At 44.3% G+C, this 24,700-nt stretch carries 21 protein-coding genes; 7 read left to right on the plus strand and 14 right to left on the minus strand.

Annotated elements, in window-relative coordinates; genetic code table 11:
- Positions 1 to 9: 9 nt before the first annotated feature.
- Both AB4161_RS01235 and AB4161_RS01240 read right to left on the minus strand, forming a co-directional pair.
- Positions 10 to 861 carry a glucosaminidase domain-containing protein gene (locus AB4161_RS01235; RefSeq protein ID WP_102393736.1) on the minus strand — a complete coding sequence of 284 codons (852 nt, stop codon included), beginning with the start codon at positions 859 to 861 and terminating at the stop codon, positions 10 to 12.
- Positions 854 to 1,669 carry a hypothetical protein gene (locus AB4161_RS01240; protein ID WP_102393735.1) on the minus strand — a complete coding sequence of 272 codons (816 nt, stop codon included), beginning with the start codon at positions 1,667 to 1,669 and terminating at the stop codon, positions 854 to 856. Before AB4161_RS01240 ends, AB4161_RS01235 begins: the two co-directional genes overlap by 8 nt.
- 330 nt (positions 1,670 to 1,999) lie before the next feature.
- Here AB4161_RS01240 and potA point away from each other — a divergent pair, with 330 nt between their 5' ends.
- The 5 genes from potA (at position 2,000) to AB4161_RS01265 (ending at position 7,158) form a co-directional block, all read left to right on the plus strand.
- Positions 2,000 to 3,115: a spermidine/putrescine ABC transporter ATP-binding protein PotA gene (gene potA, locus AB4161_RS01245; RefSeq protein ID WP_102393734.1), complete on the plus strand. Its 1,116-nt coding sequence runs from the start codon at positions 2,000 to 2,002 to the stop codon at positions 3,113 to 3,115.
- On the plus strand, positions 3,099 to 3,956 hold the full coding sequence (potB, locus tag AB4161_RS01250) for a spermidine/putrescine ABC transporter permease PotB (RefSeq protein ID WP_050649907.1): 858 nt from the start codon (positions 3,099 to 3,101) through the stop codon (positions 3,954 to 3,956). The genes potA and potB overlap by 17 nt, the downstream gene beginning before the upstream one ends.
- A complete protein-coding gene (gene potC, locus AB4161_RS01255; protein ID WP_004733706.1) occupies positions 3,956 to 4,726 on the plus strand; it encodes a spermidine/putrescine ABC transporter permease PotC in 771 nt (256 codons plus the stop codon). Before potB ends, potC begins: the two co-directional genes overlap by 1 nt.
- A gap of 149 nt (positions 4,727 to 4,875) precedes the next feature.
- Positions 4,876 to 5,910 carry an extracellular solute-binding protein gene (locus AB4161_RS01260; protein WP_017059628.1) on the plus strand — a complete coding sequence of 345 codons (1,035 nt, stop codon included), beginning with the start codon at positions 4,876 to 4,878 and terminating at the stop codon, positions 5,908 to 5,910.
- 210 nt (positions 5,911 to 6,120) lie between these two features.
- Positions 6,121 to 7,158 carry an extracellular solute-binding protein gene (locus tag AB4161_RS01265; RefSeq protein ID WP_017059627.1) on the plus strand — a complete coding sequence of 346 codons (1,038 nt, stop codon included), beginning with the start codon at positions 6,121 to 6,123 and terminating at the stop codon, positions 7,156 to 7,158.
- A gap of 94 nt (positions 7,159 to 7,252) precedes the next feature.
- Here AB4161_RS01265 and cobB read toward each other — a convergent pair whose 3' ends face one another.
- The 11 genes from cobB to AB4161_RS01320 form a co-directional block, all read right to left on the minus strand.
- Positions 7,253 to 7,987 carry a Sir2 family NAD+-dependent deacetylase gene (gene cobB, locus AB4161_RS01270; protein WP_017063867.1) on the minus strand — a complete coding sequence of 245 codons (735 nt, stop codon included), beginning with the start codon at positions 7,985 to 7,987 and terminating at the stop codon, positions 7,253 to 7,255.
- Positions 7,988 to 8,243: 256 nt separating this feature from the next.
- Positions 8,244 to 9,464 carry an ammonium transporter gene (locus AB4161_RS01275; RefSeq protein WP_017059625.1) on the minus strand — a complete coding sequence of 407 codons (1,221 nt, stop codon included), beginning with the start codon at positions 9,462 to 9,464 and terminating at the stop codon, positions 8,244 to 8,246.
- Between the two features lie 377 nt (positions 9,465 to 9,841).
- Entirely contained in the window at positions 9,842 to 10,258 is a 417-nt protein-coding gene (locus AB4161_RS01280) for a hypothetical protein (RefSeq protein ID WP_102393733.1), read from the minus strand.
- A complete protein-coding gene (locus AB4161_RS01285) occupies positions 10,242 to 11,315 on the minus strand; it encodes a formate dehydrogenase subunit gamma (protein WP_012603931.1) in 1,074 nt (357 codons plus the stop codon). Before AB4161_RS01285 ends, AB4161_RS01280 begins: the two co-directional genes overlap by 17 nt.
- A gap of 13 nt (positions 11,316 to 11,328) precedes the next feature.
- Positions 11,329 to 11,937 carry a formate dehydrogenase FDH3 subunit beta gene (fdh3B, locus tag AB4161_RS01290; protein WP_004742271.1) on the minus strand — a complete coding sequence of 203 codons (609 nt, stop codon included), beginning with the start codon at positions 11,935 to 11,937 and terminating at the stop codon, positions 11,329 to 11,331.
- Positions 11,938 to 11,948: 11 nt separating this feature from the next.
- On the minus strand, positions 11,949 to 14,804 hold the full coding sequence (locus AB4161_RS01295) for a formate dehydrogenase subunit alpha (protein WP_017063869.1): 2,856 nt from the start codon (positions 14,802 to 14,804) through the stop codon (positions 11,949 to 11,951).
- 10 nt (positions 14,805 to 14,814) lie between these two features.
- Positions 14,815 to 15,015 carry a twin-arginine translocation signal domain-containing protein gene (locus AB4161_RS01300; protein ID WP_008217926.1) on the minus strand — a complete coding sequence of 67 codons (201 nt, stop codon included), beginning with the start codon at positions 15,013 to 15,015 and terminating at the stop codon, positions 14,815 to 14,817.
- A 78-nt stretch (positions 15,016 to 15,093) separates the two neighbouring features.
- A complete protein-coding gene (locus tag AB4161_RS01305; RefSeq protein ID WP_017059621.1) occupies positions 15,094 to 15,732 on the minus strand; it encodes a molecular chaperone in 639 nt (212 codons plus the stop codon).
- Between the two features lie 9 nt (positions 15,733 to 15,741).
- On the minus strand, positions 15,742 to 17,403 hold the full coding sequence (locus AB4161_RS01310) for a 4Fe-4S dicluster domain-containing protein (protein WP_017059620.1): 1,662 nt from the start codon (positions 17,401 to 17,403) through the stop codon (positions 15,742 to 15,744).
- 299 nt (positions 17,404 to 17,702) lie between these two features.
- Complete coding sequence (locus AB4161_RS01315) at positions 17,703 to 18,416, minus strand: DUF3306 domain-containing protein (protein WP_372082603.1); 714 nt, start codon at positions 18,414 to 18,416, stop codon at positions 17,703 to 17,705.
- On the minus strand, positions 18,406 to 18,867 hold the full coding sequence (locus AB4161_RS01320; protein ID WP_017059618.1) for a DUF3305 domain-containing protein: 462 nt from the start codon (positions 18,865 to 18,867) through the stop codon (positions 18,406 to 18,408). Before AB4161_RS01320 ends, AB4161_RS01315 begins: the two co-directional genes overlap by 11 nt.
- 397 nt (positions 18,868 to 19,264) lie before the next feature.
- Here AB4161_RS01320 and AB4161_RS01325 point away from each other — a divergent pair, with 397 nt between their 5' ends.
- Positions 19,265 to 20,086 (plus strand): formate dehydrogenase accessory sulfurtransferase FdhD, encoded by an 822-nt coding sequence (locus AB4161_RS01325; RefSeq protein ID WP_017068189.1) that lies wholly within the window; start codon positions 19,265 to 19,267, stop codon positions 20,084 to 20,086.
- 222 nt (positions 20,087 to 20,308) lie between these two features.
- Here the strand turns inward: AB4161_RS01325 and AB4161_RS01330 are convergent, their stop codons facing one another.
- On the minus strand, positions 20,309 to 21,892 hold the full coding sequence (locus tag AB4161_RS01330; protein WP_009846736.1) for an ABC-F family ATPase: 1,584 nt from the start codon (positions 21,890 to 21,892) through the stop codon (positions 20,309 to 20,311).
- A gap of 462 nt (positions 21,893 to 22,354) precedes the next feature.
- Between AB4161_RS01330 and AB4161_RS01335 the strand changes: the two genes are divergently transcribed.
- Positions 22,355 to 24,700 (plus strand): ATP-binding protein, encoded by a 2,346-nt coding sequence (locus tag AB4161_RS01335; RefSeq protein WP_372082605.1) that lies wholly within the window; start codon positions 22,355 to 22,357, stop codon positions 24,698 to 24,700.

Genomic DNA, 24,700 nt, shown 5'->3' on the forward strand with positions numbered 1-24,700 from the left:
CAAAATGAGTTACTTTTTCCAGTATACCTCGTTGTGACGGATCATAGCTTGTAAATCAGTCACATAGTCGGAACCTCGCTCAGAATATTTTAACAAGCCATTGGTGAGCTCTGTCGCCGTTGCGGTTGTTAAAAGATCATCACCTTGCGCATCAAGTTTTGCACGAATCACTCTTAGATCGGCGTAAGCACGATTACGATTAAGGTTCATGAAATACCGATGTACGGATTCTTGGCTTGAAGAGAATGTTGCGACTTCATGCGAGCTACCTTCGTTACGTTGTAGCGGAACAAGGCCACAACCTTTGGTGTAACACCAGTGTCCAAAATAGTTATTTGCTTTAGTGGCGAAACGAGATGTACCCCAAGCTGATTCATTGGCCGCCTGAGTTAACACAAGCGCTTCAGGTAGCACGTTTACACGATTCAACATTTCTTTCAGCCAAGCGTCATCTAAGCCCGATGAAGGTACAGGCAGGCTATACAGCTTCCCTAGTCTCTTTGCGTATGACGCGTCTTCAGAGTCAACATTGTTCAACCCCGTCTCTGAAAGCTTGGTTAGAAACGCACGTTCTTTGGTGATTCGCTTGTTTTCGATGTTGATACTTGGGCGAAGATAAGAAAAGAAGGTGTCTTTCTTTTTATTTACATCTTCAATCGCTGCGAAATCTGGCTTATCAGAAGAGACGGTCAAGTCACCAAAGTTTTGCTCTGAGTCTGAAGCCTTTTGCCCCGCTCGCCTGCGCTCTTCTTCTTGTTGGTAAAGCATTGGGCCAACTAACGAGATCGAGCCAACTAAGGCTAATGCTGTCACTTTTAGCGCAAGTGATTTACTTGCGCTTAATTTAGAGTTGTTATGCATCGAATACCTGTGGGTCTTTATTGTTGCTACCGTTGTGGTCGTCGTCGCTCTTTGGTCTGTCTGACGCGATCAGTTTGAGTTTAATGCCAAACATCTCGCGGTAAAGAATCCCTTTCACGTGGAAGAAGAAAGGTAAAACGAAGATAAGGCCAATGCCGTACATCATTGCCGCGACGATGAACATCAGCATTACTAATAGGTAGATAGAAGCAACGGTGAAGATTTTTTTGTTGACAGCACGCAGAGAAAGCAGCAGCGATTGCATTGGCGGCACTTTCTTATCACAAATCAGCAGAATCGAATGGCTGAACGCCAGTGAGAAGTAGATAGACAAGAACGGCAGAATCATACCTGCGATGCCTTGCAGCATTAGGCTAAACAAAGTCACTAGAATAACCGGAACCGTAAACTGCAAACCTTTACCGATGTGGCGTACTTTGGTTTGTAGGCCAGCGGCGTGACTCATTGCCATTAAACAGATACCCGCATAGATAGGCGCACTGATCACTTCATAGCTAAAGTTCGCGATAAAAATCGATTCAACGATTTGTGGCGTAAACGACTCTGGGTCGATAACTGCATCTAAGATAACCGCGGGATCACCAAGCTGTAGTTTTAGTGCGATATAAAAGATAGCGAGCTGCACAAACATCAGAGCAACAATCGCAGGGGAAAACGAAAGAAAGTGACTTACCGTATGTTTCCATGCCTCTTGGAATACAGCCGTTGCTTTGAGCTCATAATCGCCAGAAAGTGCACGGTCGATACTACCGCCCAAATTAAAATCTTTTTCGATGTCGTTGTTCATAGTGATACCTAGGTGCGCCAATTAAACTGAGCCACCTAACTTATTGATAAAAAATTACCTTCATTATACTCATATGTCGGATACAAACTAAAATATGAATCTGTAACAAGGCTTGCTTTTGCGTCTTAATGGTTAATAATTAGACACTTGTTGGGGCGTAAACCCAGTAAATAACAGTATGGTAAAGGATGTTTACTTTTACCTGCGAAATTTTTTATCTTCGAATGGTAAAAAATGCTTTGATTTCACGTTTTTGGTGATTATGATGCGCGCCTCAAAGGTGTATAGCAACAGGTTCTCAAACAGAACCAAGGTGGAGAAAAACAGACGTTGAACGCTAAAAAATCAGTAGGAAAACCAGTAGTACAGCTAACTGGTATTAGTAAAAGCTTCGATGGTAAGGAAGTCATCGGCAATCTTGATCTAAACGTAAATCATGGTGAGTTTCTCACGATTTTAGGCCCGTCAGGTTGTGGTAAAACAACGGTACTAAGAATGATTGCGGGTTTTGAAACGGCAGATAGTGGTCAAATACTGCTAGCTGAACAGAACGTAACCCACGTCCCTGCTGAACAAAGGCATGTTAACACTGTATTCCAAAGCTATGCCCTATTCCCACATATGACCGTTTTCGAAAATGTGGCATTTGGCTTACGCATGCAGAAAGTTCCAAACAGCGAGATTGAACCTCGTGTATTGGAAGCTTTAAAAATGGTGCGCCTAGAACAGATGGCACAAAGAAAACCACACCAGCTTTCTGGTGGTCAACAGCAACGTATCGCAATCGCTCGTGCCGTCGTTAATAAGCCTAAAGTTCTTTTGTTGGATGAATCTCTATCTGCTCTGGATTACAAACTACGTAAACAGATGCAAATCGAGCTGAAACAATTACAACGCCAACTTGGTATCACGTTCATTTTTGTAACGCATGACCAAGAAGAAGCGCTGTCTATGTCTGACCGTATTATTGTTATGCGTGATGGCGTGATTGAACAAGACGGAACACCAAGAGAGATCTACGAAGAGCCTAAGAACCTATTTGTAGCGCGTTTCATTGGTGAAATTAACGTATTCGAAGCGACAGCGAAATCTCGTCAAGATGAAAAACGCATTGTTGCGACAATCGAAGGTGAAGAGTCCATTATCTATCACGATAAAGACGTAACACCGGGTCAAAAACTGCAAGTATTGCTTCGCCCTGAAGATCTTCGTATCGAAGAAATTAAAGAGTCTGAGCAACGCGGTATTGTTGGCCACATTGTCGAGCGAACCTATAAAGGCATGACATTAGATTCAGTCGTAGAACTTGAATCTGGTATGCGCGTCATGGTTAGCGAATTCTTCAACGAAGATGACCCTGATGTTGATCACTCACTGGGCCAAAAAGTTGCAGTAACTTGGGTTGAGAGCTGGGAAGTGGTATTAGAAGATGAGCAAGAAGTTTAATTTACAAAACGCAATTGTTGCTTTAATCACAGGTTGGTTAGTGCTGTTCGTGATGATTCCAAACATCATGATCATTGGTACTAGCTTCCTTACTCGTGATGAAGCGAACTTGATCGAGATGACCTTCACTCTCGATAACTACGTGCGTTTGGCTGACCCGCTGTATTTTAAAGTGTTGATGCACTCTTTCTATATGGCAATTGTCGCAACCCTACTTTGTTTGATTATTGGTTACCCGTTCGCTTACATCGTGGCAAAAATGCCTACGAAGTGGCGTCCAATCATGTTGTTCCTAGTGATAGTGCCATTCTGGACTAACTCTTTGATTCGTACCTACGGATTAAAAATTGTACTGGGTACGCAAGGTGTCTTGAACAAAAGCTTGTTAGCGCTAGATATCATTGATAAACCGCTACGTATCATGTACTCAGAAACCGCAGTAATGATCGGTTTAGTGTACATCCTACTTCCGTTTATGATTCTGCCGCTGTATTCAGCGATTGAAAAACTGGACGATACGTACTTAGAAGCGGCTAAAGATTTAGGTGCGAACAAACTGCAAACGCTATTGAAAGTGGTACTGCCACTAACAATGCCGGGCATTATCGGCGGCTGTTTGTTAGTACTGCTGCCAGCGTTAGGTATGTTCTACATCTCTGACCTATTAGGCGGAGCTAAGAACCTATTGATTGGTAACGTGATTAAGAGCCAGGTGCTCAACGCTCGAGACTGGCCGTTTGGTGCAGCGACGAGTATCGCACTGACCATGGCAATGGCTGTGATGCTGTATGCCTACTACCGAGCAGGTAAGCTATTGAACAAGAAAGTGGAGCTAGACTAATGGGTCGCACAGTTAAGTTCAGCTTTATGGCGCTGGTATACGCCTTTCTATACCTACCTATTATCGTATTGATTGCGAACTCATTTAATGCCAATAAGTTTGGTATGAAATGGGGTGGCTTCACCACTAAATGGTATGACGCGCTTATTAACAACGACAGCCTAATGCAGGCTGCGTGGCACTCGATCAACGTAGCGGTGTTCTCTGCAACAGCCGCAACGATTGTCGGGAGCCTTACAGCAGTAGCCCTATTCCGTTACCAATTCAAAGGTAAAGGCATCGTAAATGGCATGCTGTTCATCGTAATGATGTCTCCAGATATCGTAATGGCGATTTCGCTTCTTGCGCTATTCTTGGTAATGGGTGTTCAACTTGGGTTCTTTACCCTACTTGCTGCTCACATTACCTTCTGTCTACCGTTTGTTGTAGTAACGGTATACAGTCGCTTGAATGGCTTTGATGTGAAGATGCTAGAAGCAGCAAAAGACTTAGGTGCAAGTGAATGGACGATTCTAAAGCAGATCATTCTACCTCTTGCTAAGCCAGCGGTTGCTGCAGGTTGGTTATTGAGCTTCACTCTGTCTTTGGACGATGTGATCATCAGCTCTTTCGTAACCGGCCCAACGTATGAAATCTTACCACTAAAGATTTACTCAATGGTTAAAGTGGGTATCTCTCCTGAGGTAAACGCCCTAGCAACAGTGATGTTAGTGGTGTCGTTAATACTGGTGATCATTTCTCAGTTATTAGCGAGAGAAAAAATCAAGTAAGTCTCCTACTCTATATTAGAGACAGGCTTGATTAAGAAGTTAAGAGACTTCAAGTTCAAAAAAGTGTTAATCATAAACAGAATGGTAAATTGCCATTCTGTTTTTCTATCTACTGCCTTCGGGCAACGTTTAGTTTGGAGCTAACGTCAATGAAAAAATGGGCTACTCTATTAGCTGGTAGTGCATGTGCGCTTTCAATGTTATCTGCACCATCATTTGCAAAAGATAACAAAGAATTGGTATTCATGAACTGGGGACCTTACATCAACAGTGAGATTCTAGAACAGTTCACTGATGAAACTGGTATCAAGGTTATCTACTCGACTTACGAGTCGAACGAAACCCTGTACGCAAAGCTAAAAACACACAACAAAGGCTATGACCTAGTTGTGCCGTCGACTTACTTCGTATCTAAGATGCGTGACGAAGGTATGCTACAAAAGATCGACAAAACTAAGCTGAACAACTTCAAGAATCTAGATACTAACTACCTAGATAAGCCGTACGACCCAAGCAACGACTACTCTATTCCACATGTAGTTGCAATCACAGGTCTTGCTGTTAACACTGACATGTACGACCCAGAAGATTTCCAAAGCTGGGCTGATCTATGGAAGCCAGAGCTAGAAGGTCAACTTATGATGATGGACGACACTCGTGAAGTGTTCCACATCGCACTACGTAAGTTAGGTTACTCTGGTAACACGACTAACGAAAAAGAGATCGACGAGGCGTACGCTGAGCTACAAAAGCTTATGCCAAACGTTCTAGTATTTAACTCAGACAACCCAGGCGCGCCTTACATGTCTGGTGAAGTGGGTCTAGGAATGCTGTGGAACGGTTCTGCTGCTGCTGCGCAAAACGAAGGTCTACCAATCAAACTGGTTTTCCCTAAAGAAGGCGGTATCGGTTGGGTTGATAACTTTGCGATTAGCTCTGGTGCGGTAAACGTAGAAGCAGCTCATAAGATGATTGATTTCCTACTTCGCCCTGAAATTGCTGAGCAAATTTCTCGTGACACAGGCTACCTAACGGCCGTTAAAGCGTCTAACGAGAAGTTCAAAGATAGCCCTGCGCTATTCCCATCGCAAGAAGACCTTGATCGTGTTGAATGGCAAGCTGCGGTTGGCGATAAGACAGTGAAGTACGAAGATTACTTCATGAAACTTAAAGCAGGTCAGTAATTTAGCTTATTATCTAACTGTGGCTAAGTAACCAGTTTACTTAACAGGTCAACGTAGATAATCAATAAGTTAAAAATAAGAATATCAATGAATAGGCAGCTTAGGCTGCCTATTTTATTATATCGCTGCTATAATATAGCGCGATTTTTCGAAATCCTTTACCTTGGGTTCACTACCCAGCTCCAAATCAAACAAATGAACGGAACAGTAATGAAAAAAACACTGTATACCGGCGCATTGTGTGCTGCTACTTTACTTTCTACACCCTCTTTCGCAGCTGACCAAGAACTGTATTTTTACAACTGGTCTGAATATATTCCAAATGAAGTACTAGAAGACTTCACAGAAGAGACGGGCATTAAAGTCTACTACTCAACTTATGAGTCTAACGAAAGCATGTACGCTAAGTTAAAAACTCAAGGTACGGGTTACGACTTAGTGGTTCCTTCTACTTACTTCGTTTCTAAGATGCGTAAAGAAGGCATGCTTCAAGAGCTTGATAAAACCAAGCTAAGCCACTTTGCAGATTTGGATCCAAATTACTTAGATAAGCCATTTGACCCAAATAACAACTACTCAATCCCATACATCTGGGGTGCGACGGGTATTGGTATCAACTCAGACATGCTAGACAAGTCTTCAGTTAAAAACTGGGGCGATCTGTGGGATACGCAGTGGGAAGGTCAACTGATGATGATGGATGACTCTCGTGAGGTTTTCCATATCGCTCTATCTAAACTGGGCTACTCTCCAAACACGACTAACCCTGAAGAAATCAAAGAAGCCTACGAAGAACTTCGTAAGCTAATGCCAAACGTATTGGTATTTAACTCAGATTTCCCAGCGAACCCTTACCTAGCAGGTGAAGTGTCTCTTGGTATGCTTTGGAATGGTTCTGCTTACATGGCACGCCAAGAAGGCGCAACGATTGACATTATCTGGCCAGAAAAAGGCGCTATCTTCTGGATGGACAGCCTAGCAATTCCAGCAGGCGCTAAGAACACTGAAGCGGCTCATAAGATGATCGACTTCCTTCTTCGCCCAGAGAACGCTGCGAAAATTGCTCTAGAGATCGGTTACCCGACACCAGTTAAAACCGCTTACCCTCTTCTTCCTAAAGAATTTGCTGAAGACAAGAACGTTTTCCCACCACAATCAGTGATGGATAACGGTGTGTGGCAAGATGAAGTTGGTGAAGCGAGCGTTATTTATGACGAGTACTTCCAAAAACTTAAAGTAAACAACTAAGTTATTGTTAGTTAAGAAGTTAAGTAAATAAAGCGGCGTAAGCCGCTTTATTTTTTCAGATTCAGAAACTGATGTGTGTTATTAAAGACAAGGCTTAGGCCGTTAAAGAACCTTTCTCTGTACATAATAACTCGCCAACCAGTTTAGGCACCTCGATACTCGCCTTTCCGTAGCGCTTCTCTTCAAATTCACTTTCAACCGCACTTGGTTCGAGGTTTATCTCGATAGTATGTGCACCATGCATTTTCGCATCGTGAACAAAGCCTGCCGCTGGATAAACAACACCTGAAGTTCCGATAGAGATAAACAGATCCGCTTCTTCCAGTGCGGAATAAATGTCGCCCATTCTTAGTGGCATTTCGCCAAACCAAACAATATGTGGACGCATTTGTGCAGGGATTTGGCAGCAATGACAAAGTTCACCCGTTTCAATATCGCCTTTGTGCTCTACAACTTGATTGGATTCACTGCAACGCGCTTTTAAAAGTTCACCATGCATGTGAATAATGTTGTTGCTACCGCCTCTCTCGTGCAAATTGTCGATGTTTTGAGTAATGATGGTAACTTTACCATCAAGCTTGTCTTCGAGCTCTCCCAGCGCCTTGTGGGCTGAATTGGGCTGAATGCTCTCACTTTGCAGGCCGTGACGACGCTTGTTATAGAAGGCTTGTACCAAGTCAGGATCTTTTGCGAACCCTTCAGGCGTCGCTACATCTTCGATTTTGTGGTTTTCCCATAGCCCGTCTTGTGCTCGGAATGTTTGTATCCCCGACTCTGCAGAGATGCCAGCGCCAGTAAGAATTACGATATTTCGATATGGGAAATGCATATAACGTCCTTTTAGATATGTCACTTTGTAACAGCTTAGCACTGTTCAAATTCCAACAATAGTTTTGGGGATTAGACCATAGTCTTAGGCAACTGAATTCATTGGCTATTTGTGACATAACTCGCTTGATAGTTGTGGTTGTTGTTACTCAAATTCTCTGTTTTGCTATCCATAGAAACAAAAAAGCGACCGAAGCCGCTTAGTTCTGTTCAACAGTTGTCTACTTGATGTGCTTTACCCCACCAAGTGAACAACGTTAGTCTTCGTTGATAGAAGAGATCTTATGGATAGAAAGATCCGCACCGTTGAATTCATCTTCTTCACTTAAGCGTAGGCCTGTTAGTTTGCTCAACACACCGTATACGATTAACGCGCCGACGAAAGCAACAGCAACACCTGCGACTGTACCAATCAACTGAGAAGCAAAGCTCACGCCGCCTAGACCCCAGAAAGCTTGTTGGCCGAAGATACCAGCAGCAACGCCACCCCAGGCACCACATACGCCGTGTAGAGGCCATACACCCAGTACATCATCGATCTGTGTTTTGTTTTGCATATAAGTAAATAGGTAAACAAACAGCGCACCTGCCACACCGCCCGTCACCAAAGCGCCAAGTGGGTGCATCAAATCTGAGCCCGCACAGATAGCGACGAGACCAGCCAAAGGACCATTGTGGATGAAGCCCGGGTCATTTTTACCTGCAATTAGAGCCGCAAGAATACCGCCAACCATGGCCATGAGAGAGTTCATTGCCACGAGACCGCTGATGCCATTGATCGCTTGAGCTGACATCACGTTAAAGCCAAACCAACCCACACATAAGATCCAAGAGCCTAGTGCTAAGAATGGGATATTCGATGGTGCGAAGTTGGTGTGTTTGCCTGCACGGATTCGACCTTTACGCATCCCTAAGAAGTAAACTGCGACCAAAGCAATCCAACCACCTACGCCGTGAACCACTACCGAGCCTGCGAAGTCATGGAACACGTAACCAAACTGACCTTCTAGCCAATCTTGGAATCCAAAGTTGCCGTTCCAAATGATGCCTTCAAAAAATGGATAGATGAAACCAACCGTAAACAGTGTCGCAATCAAAATTGGATAGAAACGAGCACGCTCTGCGATACCACCAGAAACAATCGCAGGAATTGCCGCTGCGAATGTCATTAGGAAGAAGAACTTAACCAGTTCATATCCGTTGCCTTGCGAAAGTGTTTCTGCGTCTGCAAAAAAGTGTGCACCGTAAGCAACCCAGTAACCGATAAAGAAGTAAGCAATGGCGGAGACACCAAAGTCGGAAAGGATCTTAACCAGCGCGTTGACTTGGTTCTTCTTTCGAACGGTACCGACTTCTAGAAATGCAAAGCCAGCGTGCATCAAGAAAACCATGATGGCGCCGAGTAATAGGAATAAAGTATCTGAACTTTGGGTAAGGGTTTGTACTGCACTATGAACTTGAGTCACCGTTTCACTCATTAAAGCATTCTCCTTCGCTTTATCTGATTTGCACTGATATCGTGCGATTCAATGTTGTAATTAATTAAAGACTCAACAGTGAACGCAAGATGCGTTCCAAGTGTGAGGGGTAATTTTCGTGCAACAGGTTTTGTTTTTAACTTATTGATTATTAAAGTCTAAATATTTAGGTGCACTTTTATGGTCCTTTACACCAAAAAAAATCGCAACGACAATTGCACCAAATAAGGGAGTTGCACCATATTGAAGCGGTCAATAAGTAGGTTCTGATGCAGATAGCGGCTGACAACTATTTACGGTTCCGGGGACTTAAAAACAAAAAGCCCAGTTCAATGAATCACTGGGCTTTCTTTAGATATGTCATTAACGTCTCAGCGTTACAGGTTTGGTCCTGTCGACGGGTTTTGCGGTAGGTTTTGACTTAAACGCTGCATACCTTGATACATGCGGATAAACCAGACCACAATCGCAACACCACCAAACAGCATGCCTACATACGGAATGTAGTAAGCGATGTCATCGATAATATGGTTTTGATACCAGTAATCGTTCACACCGATTAACACGCCATTAGAGGTCGCTACTGTCACGATAAGTACAACAAAGAACGTCAAGTTCAAGAAGAACGAGCGAATCAAGCCGTAGTAATGGGTATCCACTACTTCGCCGTCTTCACCTTTATCTAAACGATAGCCCGCGTAGATGATGGCAACCATACCAGAGAGAAGACAAGTAAATGGCGTAAAGCAGCTTAGTATGTAAGCGACCCAAATACCTTTATGAGGTTTGTTCATTCTTATTCACCCCTTCCGTTTTCTCTGTTGCTGCGTTAGCGCTTTGTTCAACGCCGTTTTTCTCTTGTTCCATCACTTCTTTGTACCAAAGATCATGGTGCTCTTTAGCCCAAGTCTCATCAACTTCGCCTGTTACCATGCCTTCTAGTGCCCCTTCCATACCGAACAAGCCGATGTAGATGTGGAACACGAAACCACAGATAAGGATCAAAGCAGCCAACATGTGGACTAGGTTTGAGAGCTCCATATCTCGACGGGTTTGACCGAAGATTGGGAAGTCTAAAACCAAGCCACTGATCGCAGCCACACTACCCATAACAATCAATAGCCAGAACAGTGCTTTTTCACCCGCGTTCGAAAACTCTGCAGATGGATGAGAACCTTTATGTTTCCCGACCATACCACCTAGTTTCATGAACCACTGGATATCGACCATCTTGAAGATAGACTTGCGCCACCACTTGATAAGAACAGCCATCAACAGCACATAGAAAATTGGGCCGATGTAGTTGTGGTATTGCTTAGCTAGTAGAACGATGAAGCCCCACAGATCCGTTGGAATGTACGGCTTCAAGAAGTGTTTACCGTAAACCAACATCAAACCACTGAACGCCAGTGTTAAGAAGGTAAACGCCATGCTCCAGTGCAATGCACGGTCTAGTCGAGACCAACGTTTGATTTTACGACCCGTTCTTGGCGCGCTTAACATTAGCGGGCCAATCACAACGTACATCAAAGTCACAAAAGCAATACTGCCAAAGATAGCGACCGCACCGGCTGGTGACATCCACTTCTCTTTCAATATGTACCAAGTTTGACCTGGAGTACTGATTAACACACCGTGCTCAGCTGATTGAGATGTGGTGTAACCTTCCTCACCATTTCTTACTTGTCGCCAAAAATCGGCACCAGCAAGCTGTGTGATTTCTCGTTGAGCAGAGCTCGATTGAGTTTGTGATGAGTTCGTCTCAGATGCATGACTCATAGGAGAAAGCATTGTTAGTGCTGCCAACATCGGCAGCACAACAAGGAAGAGACGCTTAAACATTGTAAGCATATGTCTCTCCTACTTAGCTCTTAGTCGCATCGTAAGAAAGGTCGTTGCCGTCTGTCCAACCTGCACCTTTCGCACCACGTTCAACAACACGCTGACGGAATACATCAGAGACTTTCTCTGCATCACCCGCTAGCAGTGCTTTGGTTGAACATAAAGAAGCACACATTGGTAGTTTGCCTTCAGCGATACGGTTCGCACCGTACTTCTGACGCTCTTCCACAGAACCTGGCTCTGTTTCAGGGCCGCCAGCACAGAAGGTACACTTGTCCATCTTACCGCGCTCACCAAATGCTTCCTGTTTAGGGAATTGAGGTGCGCCAAACGGACAAGCAAACAAGCAGTAACCACAACCGATACACAGATCTTTATTGTGAAGCACGATGCCGTCTTCTGTATGTTCAAAACAGTCTGCCGGGCAAACTGCCATACAAGGGGCATCAGTACAGTGCATACACGCTACTGAGATAGAGTTTTCACCTGGTTCGCCATCGTTCAGTGTCACAACGCGACGACGTTGAATACCCCATTCCAGAGCATCATCATTTTCATTCTTACATGCAGTGACACAACCGTTACATTCGATACAACGCTTGGTGTCACAAAGAAATTTCATTCTAGCCATTTTAAGACTCCTTACGCTTTACGAATATTACAAAGGGTTACTTTCGTTTCCTGCATCAACGTGACAGGGTCGTAACCGTATGTGGTTGCTGTGTTAGCAGCTTCACCAATAACGTAAGGATCAGTGCCTTCTGGGTATTTAGAACGCAAATCTTCGCCTTGGAACTTACCACCGAAGTGGAATGGGATGAATGCCAGACCCGGTTTCACACGACGTGTAACCATCGCTTTCACCTTAATACGGCCCTTCTCTGCACCCTCAACCCAAACATCGTCACCGTCTTTAAAGCCGATGTCGTTTGCATCTTTCGGGTTCACTTCAACAAACATCTCTTGCTGTAGTTCTGCTAGCCAAGGGTTAGAACGGGTTTCTTCACCACCACCTTCGTACTCAACCAAACGACCAGAGGTCAGGATAATCGGGTATTCGCCAGATTTGTCTTGCTCTTGAATCGACTTGTAAAGCGTAGGAACACGGAAGATAGCTTCTTTGTCGTCCCACGTTGGGTAATCAGCAACTAGGTCGCGACGTGGCGTGTAAAGTGGCTCACGGTGCAGTGGTACACGGTCTGGGAATGTCCAAACAATCGCACGTGCTTTCGCATTACCAAATGGGATACAGCCGTGTTTAATTGCCACACGTTGGATACCACCTGAAACGTCAGTCTTCCAGTTTTTGCCTTCAGCAGCCGCTTTCTCTTCTGCAGTTAGATCATCCCACCAACCCAGTTGTTTCAGTAGTTTGTCACTGAACTCTGGGTAGCCGTCTTTGATCTCACAGCCTTTCGAGTAGCTGTCTTCTGCCAGTAGGCTTTGACCTTCAAACTCAACACCAAAACGAGTACGGAAGTTACCACCACCTTCAGCAACCGTCTTAGACGTATCGTAAAGGATGTGTGTACCCGGATGTTTCATCTCTGGTGTGCCCCAACATGGCCAAGGTAGACCGTAAGTCTCGCCATTTGCTGGACCGCCTTCTGCTTCTAGAGACGTTTTGTGGAATGTGTGCCAATTCTGTTGGTGTTCTTTCAAACGCTCAGGGCTTTGGCCTGTGTAGCCGATTGTCCACATACCTTTGTTGAATTCACGTGTAATATCTTCAATCAGTGGTTGGTTGTTCTCAACACGGATGTTTTTGAACAGCTGATCAGAGAAACCAAGCTTCTTAGAAAGCAGGTACATGATTTCGTGGTCAGGTTTAGATTCGAATAGAGGATCAACAACCTTGTCACGCCACTGTAGAGAACGGTTTGACGCCGTTACACTGCCGTAGGTTTCAAACTGAGTCGTTGCTGGTAGCAGGTAAACGCCGTCGGTACGATCATTCATTACCGCTGCAACCGTTGGGTATGGGTCAACAATAACCATCATATCCAGCTTCTGCATCGCTTTTTTCATCTCTGGACCACGAGTCTGAGAGTTCACCGCGTGACCCCAGTAGAACATGGCACGGATGTTTTCGCGTTGGCGAATCTTGTCTTTGTCTTCAAGTACGCCATCAACCCAACGAGATACAGGAATACCTGCACTGTTCATTGGTTTTTGACCGCCGTATGCGTTGTCGTCGAAACGGCCTTTCACCCAGTCAAAGTCGATATCCCAAACTTTTGACCAGTGACGCCAAGAACCTTCAGACAAGCCGTAGTAGCCTGGAAGTGTGTCTGACAGTACGCCAAGGTCAGTTGCGCCCTGTACGTTATCGTGACCACGGAAGATGTTTGCACCGCCGCCTGATTTACCGATGTTACCTAGCGCAAGCTCAAGTACACAGTAAGCGCGTGTGTTGTTGTTACCAGTCGTGTGCTGAGTACCACCCATACACCAAACGATACAACCCGGACGGTTTTCAGAAAGTAGTTTCGCGGTGTGGTATACGTCTTTTTCACTAACACCAGTTACGCGTTCAACTTCTGCTGGGTTCCACTTCGCGACTTCTTCACGGATCTCGTCCATGCCGAATACACGTTGTTTAATGAACTCTTTGTCTTCCCATTGGTTTGCAAAGACGTGCCATAACACACCCCAGATAAACGCAACGTCAGAACCTGGACGAAGAGAAACGTAGTGATCTGATTTCGCAGCAGTACGCGTACGACGAGGATCCGCAACAACGATCTTACAGTTGTTCTTCTCTTTCGCGATCAAGATGTGTTGCATCGCTACTGGGTGAGCTTCTGCTGGGTTTGAACCAATGAACAGCATCGATTTACAGTTGTGCATGTCATTGAACGAGTTTGTCATTGCACCGTAACCCCAAGTGTTCGCAACACCGGCTACTGTGGTTGAGTGACAAATACGTGCTTGGTGGTCAACGTTGTTGGTGCCCCAAAGCGAAGCCATCTTACGGAATGCATAAGCTTGCTCGTTACTGTGTTTCGCACTACCTAGGAAGTAAACTGAATCAGGGCCAGACTCTTTACGAAGTTCTAGCGCTTTGTTACCGATCTCTTCAATCGCTTGTTCCCAAGAAAGCTTCTTCCACTTACCGCCTTCCAATTTCATTGGGTACTTAAGACGACGTTCACCGTGGCCGTGCTCACGAAGTGCTGCACCTTTCGCACAGTGTCCACCAGCGTTGAATGGGTGATCGAATGCAGGCTCTTGACCTGTCCATACGCCATTTTGAACTTCAGCGTAGATACCACAACCCACAGAACAGTGAGAACAGATAGTACGTTTCACTTCTGTTTTCGCTTCTGGATCGACTGATTTAGCCTGTGCTTTCTTCATCATACCTGGTGCAAATAGACTTGCGCCTACCACTGCGCCACCAGCAGCTAATGAAGTGTTTTTCATGAAGGCACGTCGAGACACACCTAGCTGATTGGTTTCTTTGCTCACACTATCGGAGCGTTTGACAAGTTTCATCCGTTATCTCCTAAAGTGTGTCGTAGTAATCGCGAATGTGTTGCGTCTCACGATACCCTGTCTTCTTCACGTCTTCTTTCGAAATTTCAACAGTTTCTGAAGCGGTTGCCACTTTAGTTGTACCAGCGACAACGGCACCAGCAACGGCTGCAGTCGTCAAGCCTTTGAGTAGATCCCTACGGCTTGTATTTATATCTTTATTATCTTTCATCATTGCTTCCTTACCTTACGGTAGATCTTTTTTTGGAGGCTTAATGCCCCTCTATCGATATAATCGCGTACTGCTCGATTACTCGTAATCAGTGACGTTTTTCACATCAATCTTTAATTTGTGCTTACTGCTTTTTGTATTCACGCTAAAACGCACTTGTTCTAACGTTAAGAATGCTTCACACAGTTGAGCGGCCGATTTGTAGAAGTTCGCGCTTTCTGCCCCTTCAAGCTGACGCGTGAAAGAGTTAAACCAAGGGCCAAGGTGCTTATTGAATACCGCCTGTTGCAGTGCTTCTTCTTCAGCCGTTAGCATCGCCATCACTTCACACAGTGCTGCGATATGATCTTCCGGCTCTTTCACTTGATCGTCACGCTCAATGCCTAAAAGCTCTAAGTCATGACGAATCTCTGCCAATGGTTTTTCCATCATGGCGCCAGTGCGATGCCAAGAACCAAATGGAACGACTTCTCCACGCCCAATACCTATGAACAAATCTTGATATTCGTCTTCAAGAGCTTCACGGTTTGATTCTGTTGCCGCTTGTTGAATGGCAATCCAAGCCTTTTGCATTGCGCTTTCAGACGCTTCAATATCGAGTGTTTTTAGAAAGTCGATCACCTCTTCAGAAGGTGCGCTGCGAAACAGTGCGGATAGAACCAAATAGATCTCAGTTCTTAGTGTCTGTTCTTGTGCCTGATCCAAATTCGTTTCCAAGGCTAACTCCTAGTATTTCAATTGTTTCAATGGGTCTTGAGCCATTGAATCGAACATATCCACCACACGGCAGTCTTCACACATAGCAATACGATTAATCGCTGCTTCATCTGAAAAGTGAGAGTGACCGCGTAACTTGTTCTGTAACATGTCAATCATAGACTGAGGTGCGAATGGTTTATGGCAACGTACACATTCCGCAGCTTTCTCTTCATGAATCACAACTGCTTTTTGACGTTCTTCTTTTACCCAGTTCATACGAGGCGTAAGAGTCAGAACATTTTCAGGACATGCCTTTTCACACAAGCCACATTGAATACAGTCTTGTTCTACAAATTTAAGTGATGGAGAAGCCCCGTCGGTATGAAGTGCACGTGTCGGACACACAGCCACACAGCTCATACATAACGTACAATCTTTGCTATCACACGAAACGTTGCCGTAAGGTGCGTTTGACGGAAGCTCAACAATATTTTCAACAGGAATACGAGCTGAAGACATCGCATCAAGTGCTGTAAATAGACGTTGGCGCTTGTTGCCTTGAAGATCGCCAAGTGCAAGGTCGAATGAATCCACACAAAGTGTTGGAGGACATTCACGTAGAGATTCTAAGTACAGAATATCGATGGTTTCTTTTGGAATACCGATTTGATCTAGCAGTTCTTGAGCAATCCCTACTTCGTTATTTAGAACGCGAATGATCGTTTCTGGCATAAAGCGAGATGCGGCAAACAGAACCTGAGTTGCGCCATTAACTAAAGCTGCAAACCAAGTATCGATACCAATAGATGGCAGTTCTTCTACGACAATTGGAATCACGTTATCTGGCAGTGCTTTTAGCGCCATTACATTGTAAGTCTCATGACGAGAGCTACAGATAAGTACGATTGGATCCAGACCGCCCGCTTGCTCATAATTAGCTAGCGTACGTTCAATAAACTTTTGAGTGTCATCAGGGTTTGGCAGCGCATAGGTAATCGCTTCTGTAGGACAACTAGTTGCACAAGTACCAACGCCTTGACATAGGTAAGGGTTAATCTCAATCTTGTGACCCGTCTTATCAGAGCCTTCACTTGATAGTGCGCCAGCAGGACAAGCATCTACACAACGCTCACAGCCTTTTACGCCACGAGAACTGTGCGCGCAAAGGTCAGTGTCGAGACGGAAGAACTTAGGCTTATCAAATGTGCCCATAAGCGTTGGAATCTCTTCCAGTGCTTCAGCAAGTTTTGGATAGCCACGACCTACTGGGTAATAACCCGGTACAGGTACTTCTTCTGTCATGCAGCTATTCAGACATAGGTCTAAAACAACATCGAAACAATCGTGATTAATCGCTACTTTCGCTAGATTGCTTGATGTGCCTTTGTTTTCGATCACAACTTCAAACGTGCCAAGGAAACCGGATACTTGAACCGAATTCGCGAAGTACAGTTCTGGGTTTGTGCCCTTTTCGCCATCTGTTGACAATAAGGTTAGGCTCGTCAATTGAGGTAATTGAGCCGCAGCACTTTCAATGATCGCAGTTGGACCAATAACAAGTGTATTACCGCCGCTTTCGTAGCTAACAGTAGGTGGAATCAGATTTGTTAACTCAACTGTATTTTCAAATGCATACAGTCTTGCTTTAGCGTTATTTGAATTTGCTTGTTCTAATAATTGTTTAAGCATTGCTCAGTTCCATCTTTGGACATGGATAATCTGTTCAACCTTTATTGTAGTAAGCGAGAGAGAACTTGCTGAGTAATCCGTTAACAACTAACCCTTTAGCCAGTGTGTCGTTCGTCAGACCGTGAACTCGTCTATCTACAAAAAAGTTGATAATGAACGTTATTTTGCAAATGCCATGCCAATTTAATATGCCTTATATTTCAGTGATTTAATCATATATAACGTTTATTGTGCGTATAAAAAAACCGCTTGGGACATTTTGTCGCAAGCGGTTCATTGAGTGTTTAGTCAAAATGTACCTATTCTTTGTGTGGTATATTTTGTCCCACCTCTTTCAGGTCTGCTTCGTCTGACATTGTAGCGTTATTATCCGATACTGTGTTTTTATACAGTTCTTTTTCTTGTTCGGTTATTTCGGCACTTTCTGACGTTTCAAGTTTATTATCAGATACCTCAAGATCGCTTTCAGAATTTTCTAAAACTTCACCTTCGTCTTTATTATCAATGATTTGCTCTTCTTCTGGCGCAGTTTCTTCTTCCGTTTTGTCTTTAACCCAATCACGCAAGGTTTCCGCAACCCCTTCAGAAAGAGACTTCAAATTACTGTAATCGTCGTCGTAATCATCTAAACCATCACGAACGTTGAATTCTTCTGAGAGGAATAATTTACGCAATGCCGCTTTTTTTACGCTTTCTGAAGCTTCTGACACCAATAATTGAGCAACAGACAAGTCTTCAGTCGTTTCTGATGCTATCTCCTGAGAGTCAATAGCTTGAGAATCGACAGCGAGAGCGTCTTCATTGTGTTCTGGAGACTCATTTTCTAAAGCACCATTTTCTAAAGTATCACGCTCTAATGACTCCGATGTTTCTGCGTCTATAGATGAAGCAGCAAACGAAGTCTTTGCGGAAGTAAGCTCAGTTTCCTCAAGCGTTTGTTGCGCTTCTAAAGGTTGGTCGGTTGATTCATCAAGCTTTCGTTGAGACCAACGGCTAAAAAAGTTAGTTGCCATTTGATCGACCCGCGCCTTTACGTTTCTTACGTCTTGCTTCTAATAACTCGCCATGACGACCGATGAATGCTTCCATCCAAGCTTGTACAGGCAATGGCATGTCGTAAGACAATACTTGGTTATCTCCGTCCATGTATTGGCCTGCGACTGTTTGTGATGCTGTCAGTAATTGAATAATAGGTTTACCGGAGTCAACATTATCCATAACTAAGAATAGCTTAGGTTGCTGAGAGCTTAGATTGAAGCGGTAGTCGGTACGTTCGTCTTTGTGCAACTGAAGCAAACATACGTCTGGGGTTTCATGTTCAGGTGATAATTCAAAACCGATGAGTTCCCATTGAGTTGTTACCCAAATGCCAGTTTTGATCTCTTTCTCTATTCTTTGGACACCGATTGGCCAAGCTGCTTCTGTTTTTTCATATTGTTCTTTGAATTCTTTTATCTCAGACATACTTCACCCAATTGATTTTCTTTGGTCTGAATGCACTTAGGACATTTTGTACTGTGTGCATTCATATACACCCCATAAAGCAATAAACACGCCAATACGGATTAACTGCGAGAGCGTATCTATAGCGTTCGTTATCAAGTTGTCACTATAACGTTAGTCGATACTGGTTATTTCAGACAACTCCACCCGGTGAACTCTCATATTTTGCGCTATTTTAATCGAATGCTTCATGTTTTCTCGAATAGCCGCTATTTTGGAATGAGAATTGCTAAATGCTTGAGTTAAAGCTAAGACTGACTAAGTGACAGAGAACGCATGTATTCTAAAGAGTCGTATGATGACTCTTGCCTAACTTCTTATCCCTTATAATCGCTATCTCATTAAGTAGGACGTGACTGTGGTAAAACCAAACATAATAAAAACCAGTGAAAACCCACTTCAGACCATCGAAGTTGAAGTGTTTGATGAATATGGCGAAAAGCTAACGAAACAAATTGCGTGCGAGCGCCCTCTTACCGTTATGTTGAACTGGAAAGAGATCGTAACTCTAATGACATTGGGTTCACGCCCGGAAGCATTAGTCTTGGGTTATTTGAAAAACCAAAGCTTCCTTTCTGATCCAGAAGCCGTTGAATCAATCATCATCGACTGGGAAACCAGCTCAGCAGCGGTTATCACCAAAGAAGATACGAGCCAACTTGAGCAAGCGCTTAAGAAGAAGACAGTCACCTCTGGCTGTGGCCAAGGTACCATGTATGGCAACGTGATGAAGCAATTGGAAGATTACCAAGTGCCTCAAACCAAGATTAAGCAATCTGAAATCTATACGGCTCTAGAAGCGCTGACTCATTATAACGACACCTACAAGAAAGCGGGTGCGGTTCATGGCTGTGCTGTTTGCAAAGACGACAAGGTTCTATCGTTTGTTGAAGATGTTGGCCGACACAATGCCGTTGATACATTGGCTGGTGAGATGTGGCTTAACAAAGAGACAGGTGAAGATAAGATCTTCTACACCACAGGCCGTTTAACGTCTGAGATGGTGATTAAGGTTGCGCAGATGGGAATCCCTGTTCTACTGTCACGCTCTGGCGTTACACAAATGGGCTTAGATTTAGCGCAGAAGTTCGGCATCACTACGATTGCTCGCGCTAAAGGTTTACGCTTCCAAGTGTTCACGGGTGCAGACAAGATTGACTTTGATGTGAAAGGTGAATAATCAGCAGTCGGAAAAAAGCGTAGGTTTGATTGGTGATTCACTAACCGCTTCTAATTGTAAAGTTCTGATGTAAATAGTTAGTGACCCATCAAGGATAAATACATAGAAACTTAGCTAGATACAAAAACGCCGTCATGCTTTTTAGTATGACGGCGTTTTTAATTTTCAATTTATAGCTTAATTTCCAACGCATAGAGTTGAAAACTAAGGCTAACTTAAAGCTTAGCCGCGTGCTTTCAAGAACTCAGCGTAAGTACCGCGGAAATCGTTGATCTTGCCATCTTTGATTTCAAGGATACGAGTTGCAAGCGAGTCTACGAATACACGGTCGTGAGATACGAAGAACAATGTGCCTTTGTAGTTCTCAAGAGCCAAGTTAAGCGCTTCGATAGATTCCATATCCATGTGGTTTGTTGGCTCATCCATTAGCAGGATGTTTGGTTTATGCATCATGATCTTACCAAGAAGCATACGACCTTGCTCACCACCAGAGATAACCTTTACAGATTTCTTAATGTCGTCTTGACCAAATAGCATACGACCTAGGAAGCCACGAACAACTTGCTCGTCTTCGCCTTCTTGGCGCCATTGGCTCATCCAATCAAACAAGTTCATGTCTGTCTCGAAATCGTGTGCGTGATCTTGAGCGTAGTAACCGATGTTTGAGTTTTCAGACCACTTGTACTCACCTGTGCGAGGCTCAAGAGCGCCAGCTAGTGTGTTAAGTAGTGTTGTTTTACCCACACCGTTCTCACCGATGATAGCAACACGCTCACCTACTTCGAAAATACCGTCGAACTTGTTGTATAGGTCTTCTTCAAAACCTTGAGATAGGTTTTCAACCACAAGTGCGTTACGGAATAGCTCTTTAGACTGTTCGAAACGGATGAATGGGTTTTGACGGCTAGACGCTTTAACTTCGTCTAGTTGGATCTTATCGATCTGCTTAGCACGTGACGTTGCTTGCTTCGCTTTAGATGCGTTAGCAGAGAAACGAGATACGAACGTTTGAAGCTCAGCAATTTGTGCTTTCTTCTTAGCGTTGTCAGACAGTAGACGCTCACGAGCTTGAGTCGCAGCCGTCATGTACTCATCGTAGTTACCTGGGAATAGACGAAGTTCGCCGTAATCAAGGTCAGCCATGTGTGTACAAACAGAGTTTAGGAAGTGACGGTCGTGCGAAATGATGATCATTGTGCAGTTACGTTGGTTTAGCGTGTCTTCCAACCACTTGATGGTGTCCATGTCCAGGTTGTTCGTTGGTTCGTCAAGAAGCATGATATGCGGGTCTGCAAACAGTACTTGAGACAATAGAACACGAAGTTTCCAACCCGGTGCTACTTCGCTCATCAGACCGAAGTGCATTGATTCTTCAATACCTACCGCTAGAAGAAGCTCACCAGCTTTAGCTTCTGCCATGTAACCGTCCATTTCAGCGAACTGAACTTCAAGGTCAGCCACTTTCATGCCGTCTTCTTCGCTCATTTCTGGCAAAGAGTAAATGCGGTCACGCTCTTGCTTAATAGCCCAAAGCTCTTTGTGACCCATGATAACCGTGTCGATTACCGTGAATTCTTCGTAAGCAAACTGGTCTTGGTTTAGCTTAGCAACGCGCTCGTTTGGATCGTAGCTTACGTTACCAGCACTTGGCTCAAGTTCACCAGATAGGATCTTCATGAACGTCGATTTACCACAGCCATTCGCGCCGATTAAACCGTAGCGGTTGCCTTCGCCGAACTTAACTGAAATATTTTCGAAAAGTGGCTTAGCGCCGAATTGTTGGGTGATATTTGCTGTGGAGATCAATGCCATTACCTTTTTAATGTGAAAAACGCCGCAACGTTACTTGTTCAGGGCTTTAACTGCAAGTATTGATTGCAATTACTGGCCATTAAGTGAGTGATAACCTAGCCAAATCATAGTTTGAACTGACTCACATTTTTGGTTTTCTATTTATCGCCGTAAAACCGTCGATTTTAAGGAAAAACAAAATATCGAACAGCGCACCATAATGGGCGGTATATAACGTCCCAAATCATGCCAACCATTGAATATATCGTATGCTGATTGGTCACAGTAAAAGCCAACCCGATCAACGCAACAGAAGACATAATAAAGATGCTCAAATACTAGCCTAATCCGTGACAATTTCATGACAAAATCGCTCGAAACAGGAATAAAGTACTCGCCCCCGACACGGGGTTGGATTTCACAAAGTCAGATTATCTAACTATAGTAATCCTAACCTCATAATTCTAAGAGACTTTTATGCGTTCACTATCGCGCTTCTTAATCCTCACTTTGGCCATTCTCTCTTGGCCTAGTAATGCCAACTTGGAATATGACTTACAATCTCAGCCGCAGGTATCCGATTCTGCTGTTGATCTCGATGATCGAATTGATTCGTTACCCGACCCCCTCTTTATGGAGCCGTCGGACAGACGCCAAGTCAATATATTGCTCGCTGAAGTGCTACAAGTTCAAAAGCAGGAAATCAAAACCTTCGAGCAACAGATAAAAGCCTATAGAGCGAACAACGACGCCGAACAATGGTTTGCCGTTCAAACCAGCTACGTCACTTTGAATAGCTTGAATGTAAGCAAGCAACACCTATTAGAGCAGACGAACTCCGCTAATAAAGAGCGCCTAACGGGGTTTGGCCCTTATGGCGTAACTCAATTTAAGCAAGAGTGGGAATTAACCAAGCTCAACATTGAGTATCTTGTCTACTTCCAGATTCGTAGCTTTAAAGCGCTGGTTAAAGACATCTTTATTTCGCCAGTGCCTGTGATTGGTGCATCGTTAAAAGTGTTGTTCATCTATTTTGGTTTAGCGTGGTGGCTTACCAACAGCACTCGTTTGATTGAGTTGTTCAGAGTTAATTTTCTTGAAGCGAAAACGAACCCTCCTTTCTTAGTACGTGTGATCTGGTATATCAGCCGCGCTGATCGTGCGATTGCTTGGTTAATCGCGATTACGCTTTCACTAAGAGTGCTTTCCAGCATCCCTAGCCTACAACACCTGATTTTCCTTGAGATCTTCACTTGGTGGATTCTAGGTGGTTCGATTGCCATCAGCTTTATTTTGGAATTTGCGTATCGTTTAGGTCGTACATCCAATCAAGAAGTGATTGCGCTGCGCCTATCGACTATTCGCCGTTATGTATGGAGCTTCATTGTTGCGGGTGTAACCCTTCAGATATCGAGCATCACGCTAGGCAAAGGCACTATCTATAGCTGGATCTACAGCACCCTATTTTTCTGGTTTGTACTGGTTACCATTTCAGTGCTTAGATTATGGCGTGCGAAAGTCTTTGATACGCTGCAACACATCTCCGATCGTCCGGTATGGGTGAACTGGGCGGTAAACCGCAAGGAAACCTTCCTACTTAATATAGTAGCAACGGCAATTGGCATCGTATGGTTGAGCGTGTACAGCTTCCAACACCGCATCATGGCCTTGCTATCTAATTACACGCTGTTTAGCCAAGCTTTGGCTTATCTGTTTAGAATCGAAGTGGCTAAGCAGTCTGATCTTGATAAAAACCAACAAAACTTGGTTCGAATCAAAGGCGATCAAACCTATGAATACATCTTGCCGGGTAATATCGACAGCACGCTAATTGATTACGCCGGTGATGAGGTTAAGCAACTGTCTCGCTACTTGATGTCAGACAGCCCTGCTATCTGTATTGTTTCAGGTGAACGTGGTGTGGGCGCAACAACGCTGCTTTATACTCTGCTGCACAAAGTCTCTAACGCTGAGCCTGTCTACGTAAGTTGCCCTTACGCAGGTTACCAAGAGCTGTTAGCGCATTTAGCCGTGAGCATCGGCTTGGAAGAAAAAGCGACTGAGATTCAGATTTTGGCTCACCTTCGTAAAAGCAAGACCACGTACCTGATTGCGATCGACAATGCACAACGTCTAGTTAAGCCAATGGTTGGCGGCCTGTCTGATTTGATCCGTTTAACCAACCTACTGCGCCGTTCTAAAAAGAATCACCGTATCGTAATTTCGATTGCTAAGTCGAGCTGGCGATTTGTCGATCGTGCGCGTGGTGAACGTCTGCTGTTTGATTTGGTGTGTTTCCTACCACGTTGGACAGAGAAACAAGTCGGTGAGCTTCTAAATAGCCGTATCAATACGGAGCTTGAGAAGCCGTTATCGTTTGATGGTTTAGTGGTGCCTAAACAGTGGGACCAAGATGACATGAGTGAGGAAGATCGAGCACGACAAGGCTTCTACCGCATCTTGTGGCATTACTCTGATGGTAACCCTACCGTTGCGCTGCGCTTCTTCCGACTCTCTTTGAATCGAAACAAAGATACCGATCAAGCCGTGGTGCGCTTGTTTCATGTTCCTGAAGCACAGGAGCTGGAAAACATGCCAAAACCTATGTTGGCTGTACTTCGCTCTATCGTGCAGTTGGAAATCGCGTCTCCAGAAGTCTTGTCTGATTGTACGCAGCTAAGTACGGCTGAGATAACCGGTATTCTGCGTTACTTTGAAAGCCGTGGTTATATTGGTTGGCATGAAGAAAAGGCTCGAATTTCCGAGCACTGGTTCCGCCACATTACTAACGTTCTCGACCGTCAACATCTACTGGTGAAGTAA

Source organism: Vibrio sp. 10N.286.51.E5, from assembly GCF_041469125.1.
Lineage (GTDB): Bacteria > Pseudomonadota > Gammaproteobacteria > Enterobacterales > Vibrionaceae > Vibrio > Vibrio crassostreae_C.

Bases quoted from the DNA above. Each gene is read 5' to 3' on its own strand.
- AB4161_RS01235 (WP_102393736.1), bottom strand. From the start codon at position 861: ATGCATAACAACTCTAAATTAAGCGCAAGTAAATCACTTGCGCTAAAA.
- AB4161_RS01240 (WP_102393735.1), bottom strand. From the start codon at position 1,669: ATGAACAACGACATCGAAAAAGATTTTAATTTGGGCGGTAGTATCGAC.
- potB (WP_050649907.1), top strand. From the start codon at position 3,099: ATGAGCAAGAAGTTTAATTTACAAAACGCAATTGTTGCTTTAATCACA.
- potC (WP_004733706.1), top strand. From the start codon at position 3,956: ATGGGTCGCACAGTTAAGTTCAGCTTTATGGCGCTGGTATACGCCTTT.
- AB4161_RS01260 (WP_017059628.1), top strand. From the start codon at position 4,876: ATGAAAAAATGGGCTACTCTATTAGCTGGTAGTGCATGTGCGCTTTCA.
- AB4161_RS01265 (WP_017059627.1), top strand. From the start codon at position 6,121: ATGAAAAAAACACTGTATACCGGCGCATTGTGTGCTGCTACTTTACTT.
- cobB (WP_017063867.1), bottom strand. From the start codon at position 7,987: ATGCATTTCCCATATCGAAATATCGTAATTCTTACTGGCGCTGGCATC.
- AB4161_RS01275 (WP_017059625.1), bottom strand. From the start codon at position 9,464: ATGAGTGAAACGGTGACTCAAGTTCATAGTGCAGTACAAACCCTTACC.
- AB4161_RS01280 (WP_102393733.1), bottom strand. From the start codon at position 10,258: ATGAACAAACCTCATAAAGGTATTTGGGTCGCTTACATACTAAGCTGC.
- AB4161_RS01285 (WP_012603931.1), bottom strand. From the start codon at position 11,315: ATGCTTACAATGTTTAAGCGTCTCTTCCTTGTTGTGCTGCCGATGTTG.
- fdh3B (WP_004742271.1), bottom strand. From the start codon at position 11,937: ATGGCTAGAATGAAATTTCTTTGTGACACCAAGCGTTGTATCGAATGT.
- AB4161_RS01295 (WP_017063869.1), bottom strand. From the start codon at position 14,804: ATGAAACTTGTCAAACGCTCCGATAGTGTGAGCAAAGAAACCAATCAG.
- AB4161_RS01300 (WP_008217926.1), bottom strand. From the start codon at position 15,015: ATGAAAGATAATAAAGATATAAATACAAGCCGTAGGGATCTACTCAAA.
- AB4161_RS01310 (WP_017059620.1), bottom strand. From the start codon at position 17,403: ATGCTTAAACAATTATTAGAACAAGCAAATTCAAATAACGCTAAAGCA.
- AB4161_RS01315 (WP_372082603.1), bottom strand. From the start codon at position 18,416: ATGGCAACTAACTTTTTTAGCCGTTGGTCTCAACGAAAGCTTGATGAA.
- AB4161_RS01320 (WP_017059618.1), bottom strand. From the start codon at position 18,867: ATGTCTGAGATAAAAGAATTCAAAGAACAATATGAAAAAACAGAAGCA.
- AB4161_RS01335 (WP_372082605.1), top strand. From the start codon at position 22,355: ATGCGTTCACTATCGCGCTTCTTAATCCTCACTTTGGCCATTCTCTCT.